General features: G+C 44.5%; 4 protein-coding genes and 4 tRNA genes. 2 read left to right on the plus strand and 6 right to left on the minus strand.

Annotated elements, in window-relative coordinates; genetic code table 11:
* Positions 1 to 2379, minus strand: a 2379-nt coding sequence (gene pheT / locus CAG60_RS10345) for a phenylalanine--tRNA ligase subunit beta (RefSeq protein WP_161438880.1), incomplete at its 3' end; no start/stop codon positions are given.
* Positions 2380 to 2396: 17 nt separating this feature from the next.
* On the minus strand, positions 2397 to 3380 hold the full coding sequence (gene pheS / locus CAG60_RS10350; protein WP_154168385.1) for a phenylalanine--tRNA ligase subunit alpha: 984 nt from the start codon (positions 3378 to 3380) through the stop codon (positions 2397 to 2399).
* Between the two features lie 283 nt (positions 3381 to 3663).
* Between pheS and CAG60_RS10355 the strand changes: the two genes are divergently transcribed.
* Together CAG60_RS10355 and CAG60_RS10360 are read left to right on the plus strand one after the other, a co-directional pair.
* Positions 3664 to 4146 (plus strand): GNAT family N-acetyltransferase, encoded by a 483-nt coding sequence (locus CAG60_RS10355; RefSeq protein ID WP_154168387.1) that lies wholly within the window; start codon positions 3664 to 3666, stop codon positions 4144 to 4146.
* A 10-nt stretch (positions 4147 to 4156) separates the two neighbouring features.
* Complete coding sequence (locus tag CAG60_RS10360) at positions 4157 to 5086, plus strand: LysR family transcriptional regulator (protein WP_161438881.1); 930 nt, start codon at positions 4157 to 4159, stop codon at positions 5084 to 5086.
* A 168-nt stretch (positions 5087 to 5254) separates the two neighbouring features.
* On the opposite strand, the gene CAG60_RS10365 is transcribed toward CAG60_RS10360, so the two are convergent.
* From CAG60_RS10365 to CAG60_RS10380, 4 genes are all read right to left on the minus strand, one after another.
* Positions 5255 to 5330, minus strand: a tRNA-Gly gene (locus CAG60_RS10365).
* 37 nt (positions 5331 to 5367) lie between these two features.
* Positions 5368 to 5454, minus strand: a tRNA-Leu gene (locus CAG60_RS10370).
* Positions 5455 to 5502: 48 nt separating this feature from the next.
* Positions 5503 to 5578, minus strand: a tRNA-Gly gene (locus CAG60_RS10375).
* 2 nt (positions 5579 to 5580) lie between these two features.
* Positions 5581 to 5654 (minus strand) — tRNA-Cys (locus tag CAG60_RS10380).
* Positions 5655 to 5859 lie beyond the last annotated feature (205 nt).

A 5859-nucleotide genomic window follows, 5' to 3' on the forward strand; every position in this document is an offset into this window, starting at 1 on the left:
CAGTGTTGCAGAGTACTGTTCAGCCACCGCTTGAACAATATTGTTCACTGCAGCAGTGATATCCGCATCTTCTAGCGTTCGCTCTGCCGATTGTAAGATAAGCGCAATAGCTAAACTTTTCTTACCCTCCTCAACACCTTTACCAACGTAAACATCGAACAGTTTAGCATCGCGTAATAACGAGCCACCCGCCGATTGACAAGTAGCAACGATGTCACCAGAAGCAACATTTTGATCGACAACCAGAGCAATATCACGGCGATTTGCAGGGAACTTAGATAGAGCGACGGCTTCAGGGATCACTTTGGTATTAATCGCTGACCATTCGATTTCAAATACGATTGTACGACCATTTAAACCAAATTTACGCTCAAGTTCTGGATGAACGGTACCAATCACGCCGATCTCTTTACCATCCAGCACAATCGCAGCCGCCTGACCAGGATGCAATGCCGGATGCTGCGTTGCCGTAAACTGATAAGCTCGGCCATTCGCAGTTAAATCGAGGATTGCTTCTACATCGCCTTTTAAATCAAAGAAATCAACGCTAGCCGTTTCCATGTTCCAATGTTCATCACCACGAGTACCAGCGATCACACCAGCCAGCATAGGCTCTTGACGCATACCATTTTCAGCAGCTTGATCGGGAATAAAACGCAAACCTTGCTCAAACAAGCGTACGCGCGGCTGTTGACGTTTCTGGTTGTGCACCACCGTATTCAGCAAGCCTTGGATTAAGCTAAGGCGCATCGCTGACATATCGGCAGAAATTGGGTTTGGTAAAATGAGGGGTTCTATATTCGGAACCACTAGTTTTTGCTGTTCCGGTTCAACAAAGCTATAAGTAATAGCTTCGTGATAACCACGATCCACTAACAAATCACGCACACGCTTGAGCGGTAAACGCGCTTCTTTGTGGGCATTCATATTCAATGCCGCTTGAGGAGCTTGATTAGGAATATTGTCATAGCCATAAATACGGCCGATTTCTTCAACTAAATCTTGCTCGATAGCGATATCAAAACGCCAAGTTGGTGCAGTCGCCTGCCAACCTTGTGACGTGATTTCTACTTGCATGCCAAGACGTTGTAGAATTTCGACCACATCGACATCGGCAATAGTATGGCCAAGTAAATTATCCAATGTCGTCCGACGTAGAGTCACTTGATTCGCACTTGGGAGATGCTGATCAGATTGTGCAGCAACAATAGGAGCTGCTTGACCACCACAAATATCAATCAATAGTTGGGTAGCACGCTCAAGAGCCGCTTGCTGTAACTCGTAGTCTACACCACGTTCAAAGCGCATCGACGAATCAGTATGTAATCCATAACGACGAGCACGGCCGCGGATATGATCTGGCGCGAAGAAAGCCGACTCTAATAACACATCTTGCGTGCTTGAACTTACCCCAGAATGCTCACCACCAAATACACCTGCAATCGCCAGTGGTTTGTTATGGTCAGCAATCAATAAGGTATCAGGATTGAGCGTCGCTTCTGTGCCATCGAGAAGAGTTAGCTTTTCATCTTGCTCAGCAAGACGTACCACAATACCGCCCTCAATCTTTGCCAAATCAAACGCATGCATTGGCTGGCCTTGCTCTAGCATCACATAGTTAGTGATGTCGACAATCGGATCGATCGAACGAATACCGCAACGGCGTAACTTTTCCTGCATCCATAATGGAGTGGCGGCGTTCACATTAACGTTTTTGACAATTCGCCCTAGATAACGCGGACAAGCAGCAGGTGCTTGGATATCAATCGTTAGGGTATCGTTAATTGACGCCGCTACAGGAGCAACCGATGGCTCAATAATATCCAGACGGTTAAGTACGCCAACTTCACGCGCCAATCCACGCAAGCTGAAACAATCAGCACGGTTAGCCGTAAGGTCGACATCGATAGTGACATCATTAAGACCTAAAAACTCACGAAAATCACAGCCAATCGGCGCATCTTGCGCTAATTCCATAATCCCGTCTGATTCAATGTCAATCCCTAACTCTGAGAATGAACACAACATGCCGTGAGAAGGCTGGCCACGTAATTTGGCTTTCTTAATTTTGAAATCGCCAGGCAGTGCAGCACCAACGGTAGCAACCGCGACTTTCAAGCCTTGACGGCAGTTGGCTGCGCCACAAACGATATCGAGTAATTCGTCTTCACCGACATCGACTTTAGTGATACGCAGTTTATCAGCGTCAGGATGTTGACCACATTCAACCACTTGGCCAACTTTAACGCCGTTAAACACGCCAGCAACAGGGAGAACGTCATCGACTTCTAACCCTGCCATAGTAATTTGATGAGTCAATTCGTCAGTGCTAACCGCAGGGTTTACCCACTCACGAAGCCAAGATTCGCTAAATTTCATAGTGATAAGCCTCTGGATTACTTGAATTGTTTAAGGAAACGCAGGTCGTTTTCGAAAAACGAACGTAGATCGTTCACGCCATAACGCAACATCGTTAAACGCTCTACTCCCATACCAAAGGCAAAACCTGAGTACTGCTCAGGGTCAATACCGACACTGCGCAATACATTAGGATGAACCATACCGCAACCCAGTACTTCTAACCATTTACCGTTCTTACCTTTCACATCCACTTCAGCGGAGGGCTCGGTAAAAGGAAAATAAGATGGGCGGAAACGCACCTCAACTTCTTCTTCAAAGAAGTTGCATAGAAAATCGTGTAAAATGCCTTTAAGTTGAGCAAAGTTAACCTTTTCATCGACCAACATGCCTTCGACTTGATGGAACATTGGCGTATGAGTCTGATCATAATCATTACGATACACACGACCTGGAGCAATAAAGCGGAACGGTGGTTTACCGTTTTCCATCGTGCGGATCTGTACGCCAGAAGTGTGAGTACGCAGCATCAAATCAGGATTAAAAAAGAAGGTATCGTGATCGGTACGCGCCGGATGATCGGCAGCAATATTTAACGCATCAAAGTTATGGAAGGCATCTTCAACCTCAGGGCCAGACTCAACGCTAAAGCCTAATTCACCAAAAAAGTTTTCGATGCGTTCAATCGTGCGAGTGACTGGGTGTAAACCACCATTATCAATACGGCGACCAGGTAAAGTCACGTCAATCGTTTCAGCCGCCAACTTCGCTTCTAATTCGGCGCGTTGTAAAGCATCTTTACGCAGTGAAATCGCTTTTTGTACGGTTTCTTTGGCAACGTTGATCTCTTGACCTGCGGTACGACGCTCTTCTGGTGGTAATTTACCTAGGCTTTGCAGTTGAGCCGTTAGCTCACCCTTTTTGCCCAGATAATGAACACGCACTTCATCCAGTGCAACTAACGACTCCGCAGCATTAATAGCTGCTGTCGCGTTAGCAATAATCTGTTGTAGATGTTGCATTGTTTCCTCGTCTGCTGATGCGCAGTTTCCTTAAGGCACCCGTGAGGGAATTAAGGGATTCTTGGGGTTTTTAGTAAGCTGTACATAGTAACGAAAGCCGCTGTCAAAGCCAAATTGAAATCACATTTCCTTCATTTTTTGCGTGTTTATTCATCGCTAACTCATCAAGTTAGGCAGTTGCAAAATAACTTTTAGTTATAGTGATTTTGTCATAAATTGATTTTGTTCAAATGACGCTGCCCGTTATGGTTAGACCCACAAAGATTATAACCAGAGGTTGATAATGCCATTAACAATTTTACCCATTGAAGCAGAACACGATGCCTCAATTTGCCAAATTATTAAACAAGTCGGTGCTGAATTTGGTGCGGTCGGCGAAGGTTTTGGACCTGCTGATGAAGAAGTTTTAACTATGAGTAAGTACTACACTCAGGATAGACATAGTCTATATCTTGTTGCCCTGTTGGATAATGATATTGTTGGAGGGGGTGGAATAGCACCATTTCAAGATAGTAGGAGTGTTTGCGAATTAAAAAAGTTGTTCTTACTAGCCAAAAGCCGGGGTCACGGCGGCGGAAGAATCATCGCCGAACGCTGTCTAGAATTTGCTAAATCTCAAGGGTTTCAGTACTGTTATCTTGATACCCTTTCTAGTATGTCTTCAGCTATCGCATTGTATGAACGATTAGGTTTTGAGCACCTATCAAAACCTCTCGAAGGTACTGAACATGGTGGCTGTGATGTTTGGATGATGAAAAAGTTATAATCAGGATACTATGCATAACTACAAATTGCTGCCGACCCTATATGCCCTATTAGAGACCAAAAATCTCACTGATGCAGCTAAAAAACTGAACGTTACTCAACCCGCTATCAGCAAAACGCTTAAACAACTGCGCGAAGAGTTTCAGGATCCGTTACTTATCAGGCAAGGACAGCAATTTATATTAACCAAACGGGGAGAATCATTACTGGCACTTCTCCCCTCCGTATTTACACAACTGGAACAACTTTATCAACCTGCCGATTGTGAAGTGCATAAAATTCAGCGGCCATTTAATCTCGCGCTCAATCATTTTATTTCACCAGATATTCTGCCCCAACTTTGCCGAGAATTTCATCAGCAAGCCCCCAGAGCTAGACTCAATACAACACTATGGCAAGATCGTGCACTCAGCGAGTTAGCGGAAAGCCAAGTAGATTTACTCGCCACATTATCTGTTATTGTTCCTGAAAACTTACATGGTAAAAAATTAGCCAGTGATCAGTATGTCGTCTGTCGTTGGTCACAGCGTATCGAGCAGAATACAACACTCACACTTGATGACTACTTTCGAGCAAGGCATATTTTAGTCAGTGGACTTCATACGGAAAGCTTACAAGTTGATACGTTATTTCAACGCTATCGAAAAAAACGTCGGATCTTTGCCACGTTACCTTCAATTCGTCTTGCCATTGAAACCATGATTGGTACCGACTGCTTGGTTACGTTACCATTACATATCGCCGCTCAATATGCCCAAGGGCACCCAGTGACCCTTTTTCCTACGCCTTATGAGCTGCCTCAGCACGATTATTACTTACTTTGGCATGCAAAACACCATCACTCACTTGGACATCGCTGGTTTCGTGAATTCTGCTATCAGTTTTTTAAACAAGATATCAAAGACAAACAAGATATTGGCTACTCACTACTGGTCTCTTAGTCACTGCTTGTGTACTCCAGTATTGAATAGGTTTCCTAGGCTATAGTTCAATCAATCGGACATCAGCAAATCTGGATATGATGCTATCTATTAAAACGTAAGTCTTTTTCAACAGAAAACAGTTAACATAAAAAAAGCCCAACCATTTTTGGCTGGGCTTTTTTATTTTGGAGCGACACACGAGGTTCGAACTCGTGACCTCAACCTTGGCAAGGTTGCGCTCTACCAACTGAGCTAGTGTCGCATTAAGCAAGTGACGTTATCACGTTGCTCTTTATAAATGGTGCCCCGGGCCGGACTTGAACCGGCACGACTCGAAAGTCGAGGGATTTTAAATCCCTTGTGTCTACCAATTTCACCACCAGGGCACACTAATTTTTTAATCTCAGCACCGCTTTCGCCATACTGATATAATCTGGAGCGACACACGAGGTTCGAACTCGTGACCTCAACCTTGGCAAGGTTGCGCTCTACCAACTGAGCTAGTGTCGCAATGGAGGCGCGTCCCGGAGTCGAACCGAGGTTCACGGATTTGCAATCCGCTGCATGGCCACTCTGCCAACGCGCCTTCGAAACTCAAACCGCTTGCTTCTTTATCGCGTTGCTCTTGAGTACGGGATGCATTCTACGGATTCGATGCGATCAGTCAATAGAATTTTTTTGCTTTTTGAATCGTTTGATTACTTTGCATTCAAAAATGGTTTTTTTGTTTGTTTTTTTAGCAAAAAGTCTCTATTTATCCAGAACATAACGAGCAAAAATCCATTTTTACT

Source organism: Vibrio sp. V33_P6A3T137 (genome assembly GCF_009904835.1).
GTDB lineage: Bacteria > Pseudomonadota > Gammaproteobacteria > Enterobacterales > Vibrionaceae > Vibrio > Vibrio metschnikovii.

What these genes read in the sequence shown, in the direction of transcription:
- CAG60_RS10355 (WP_154168387.1), top strand. Translation starts at nt 3,664, where the DNA reads ATGCCATTAACAATTTTACCCATTGAAGCAGAACACGATGCCTCAATT.
- CAG60_RS10360 (WP_161438881.1), top strand. Translation starts at nt 4,157, where the DNA reads ATGCATAACTACAAATTGCTGCCGACCCTATATGCCCTATTAGAGACC.
- pheS (WP_154168385.1), bottom strand. Translation starts at nt 3,380, where the DNA reads ATGCAACATCTACAACAGATTATTGCTAACGCGACAGCAGCTATTAAT.